This is a genomic window from Nonomuraea lactucae (assembly GCF_003313395.1).
In the GTDB taxonomy this organism is placed as follows: Bacteria; Actinomycetota; Actinomycetes; order Streptosporangiales; family Streptosporangiaceae; genus Nonomuraea; species Nonomuraea lactucae.
In genome coordinates this window covers 1-2,776 of record NZ_QNFZ01000646.1, presented here as the reverse complement: position 1 = coordinate 2,776, position 2,776 = coordinate 1, and the positions used below count along the sequence as shown (strand labels likewise).

3 protein-coding genes are annotated in these 2,776 nt (G+C 75.4%); all 3 read left to right on the top strand.

Features of this window, described 5'->3' with window-relative positions; translation table 11 throughout:
- Window positions 1-1,757 (top strand): roadblock/LC7 domain-containing protein (locus DQW85_RS24755; RefSeq protein ID WP_205315380.1); only part of this gene is annotated, 1,757 nt, incomplete at its 5' end.
- 5 nt (window positions 1,758-1,762) lie between these two features.
- A complete protein-coding gene (locus tag DQW85_RS24750; RefSeq protein WP_113702405.1) occupies window positions 1,763-2,419 on the top strand; it encodes a response regulator transcription factor in 657 nt (218 codons plus the stop codon).
- A 43-nt stretch (window positions 2,420-2,462) separates the two neighbouring features.
- A partial coding sequence (locus DQW85_RS24745; protein WP_275888254.1) for a TAXI family TRAP transporter solute-binding subunit occupies window positions 2,463-2,776 on the top strand: 314 nt, incomplete at its 3' end.

Below are 2,776 nucleotides of genomic sequence, written 5' to 3'. Positions count from 1 at the left end.
CCGCCCGCCTGAGGGCGTTCGAGGCCGCGGCCGGCCCGTGGGCGCGGGGCCGGCTGGCGTCCACCCTCGTCGGCCCCGACGTCGAGGCCTCCAGGACGATGCGTGCGGCCGTGGAGCAGGCCGCGAACCGGGCGGTGACCGCCGACGCCGACGGCTGGTACGTGGCCGCGTCGCACACCATCAAGAGGCTGCACGACGTCGAGCTCGACCTGACGGTGCGGCTCGACGCCACCGCGGCCGAGGTGCTCGGCCGGGCCCGCGCCAACCTCGTGATCACCGCCGTCCTCGCCGCAGGAGCGCTGGCCCTCACCATCGGCGTCACGGCGCTGGTGGCGGCCGACCTCGGGCGCAGGCTCCGGCGGCTGCGCGCGGCCGCGTTGGCACTGGCCGACGAGCGGCTGCCGCGGGCCATCGAGGCGATCGGCGCCGCGCCTGACCCGGTCACGGCACGGACCGAACAGCTCGCCGAGCACGATCTCGGGGATCCGGACGGGGCCGACGAGATCGGCGACGTGGCCAGCGCCCTCTCGGTCGTGCACGCCCGGGCGCTCGACCTCGCCACCGGCCAGGCCCTGCTCAGACGGGAGTCGGCGGCCGTGTTCGAGGCCATGGCCAGGCGCGGCCAGACGCTGGTCGCCAAGCAGCTGGACCTGATCGACCGGCTGGAGGCTGGTGAGACCGACCCCGACACCCTCGGCTGGCTGTACCGGCTCGACCACCTCGCCTCGCGCATGCGCCGCAACGACGAGAGCCTGCTGATCCTCGCCGGTGGCGAGCCGGTGCGCCGGTTCGGCTCCGCCATACCGCTGCACGACGTCATCCGCGGCGCCCTGGCCGAGACCGAGGAGTACAAGCGCGTCCAGCCGATCGCCCTGCCCGCGATGACGATCGTGGCCGAGGCCGTCAGCGACCTGGTGCACCTGATCGCCGAGCTGCTGGAGAACGCCACGCACCACTCGCCTCCCGACACCCCCGTCGTGGTGCGCGCGTACGCCGCCGGGCCCGGCTGCACCGTCACCATCCAGGACCTCGGACGCGGCATGGACTCCGTGGCGCTCGAACAGGCCAACGCCCGCCTGGCCCGTCCCGGCGAGCCCGTGGCCGGGCCGGCCGGCACGATGGGGCTCCTCGTGGTCGCCCGGCTGGCCGCCCGCCATGACGTCGGCGTGCGGCTGTCGAGCCGCGGCGGCGGCGTGCTCGCCACCGTGCGGATCCCGCCGAAGCTCATCACCGGAGAGATCCCCCGCTTCGGCGCGGCTCCCGGCCCGGAGCGCACGCCCATCTACGACGGTCTGGCCGTGAACGGCTCGTCCGACTCGCACCTGCTGCCCGACCGGCTCGGCTGGGTCCTCGCGCGGTTCGCCGACCGGGTGCCCGGCGTCGCGCACGCCGTCGCCGTCTCCGCTGAGGGGGCCGCCCTCGCCTCGACCGGGGCGCTGACCAGGGAGCGCTCCGAGCACCTGATCGCCGCCGTCGACGGCATGGCCGGCCTCACCGCCGGCGCCGCCCGATCGCTGGCGACCGGTCAGGTGCGGCAGACCGCGGTGGACATGGACGACGGCGCCCTCCTCACCTTCACGATCGGCTCGGTGCTGCTGGGGGTGCTCGCCCACAGGGGCGCCGACTACGGGCGGATCGCGTACGAGGCCGGAGCGCTCGGCAGGCGGATCGCCGTGCTCATGGGGTCCGCCTCCGGAGCCGCCGAGCCCCGGCCGTGGGACAATGAACGGCAAGTCGGCAGCCAGAACCAGGCGTGACCACCATGCGCGTGCTTGTCGTGGAAGACGACACCCGAGTCGCCGCCGCCCTCGCCGTGGCGCTGGGCCGGCACGGCTTCGAGGTGCTGCGCGCCGAGAGCATTGCCGAGGCGCTGGCCGCGCCCACCGTCGACATGATCCTGCTCGATCTCGCCCTGCCCGACGGCGACGGCGTCGACCTGTGCCGCCGGCTGCGCCGCGACGGCGCCGACGTGGCCATCATCGCCCTCACCGCCCGCGGCGAGGAGCGCGACCGGATCGCCGGGCTGCGCGCCGGGGCCGACGACTACCTGGTCAAGCCCTATTCGACGGCCGAGCTGCTGGCGCGGGTCGAGGCCGTGATGCGCCGGGCCCGGCCGCGGCCTCAGCCGGTGGCGGAGATCGGCGACCTGCGCGTCGACCTCGCCGCGCACACTGTCGCCCGGGGCGGTGAGGAGATCGTCCTGACCCGGAAGGAGTTCGACCTGCTCGCCTGCCTCGCCCGCGGGCCGGGTGTCGTCGTGCCGAGAGAGCGCCTCCTCATCGAGGTCTGGGGGTCGGCATGGCCGGGCGCGGGCCGCACGCTCGACGTCCACATGGCCACCCTGCGCGCCAAGCTGGGGGAGCCGCCCGTCATCGAGACCGTGCGCGGCGTCGGCTACCGGCTCGCCGCGCTCCAGTGACATGACTCAGCCGACGTGACACAGCCGACATGACTCAGCCGACATGACTCAGCGCGAACGGATGCTCCCGGCCGTGCTCCCGGCCGTGCTCGCCGTCGTGCTGGTGGCCGCGCTGGCCGCCGGGTGCGGCGGCGCGAACGTCCCCCCCGTCCCGGAGGGCGACGTGCGGATCGCCACGGGCGCGGCGGGCGGCGTCTACGAGGTGTACGGCTCGGCGTACGCGGGCGTGGTCGGCGACCGCGTCCCGGGGAGCGCCGTCACCGTCGCCTCGGGCGGCTCCGTGGACAACGTCGAGATGGTCGCGGCGGGCCGCGCCGAGGTGGGATTCGCGCTCGCCGACGTCGCGGCCGACGCCGT

Coding starts and splice junctions, on each gene's coding strand:
- DQW85_RS24750 (WP_113702405.1), top strand. CDS start 1,763: ATGCGCGTGCTTGTCGTGGAAGACGACACCCGAGTCGCCGCCGCCCTC.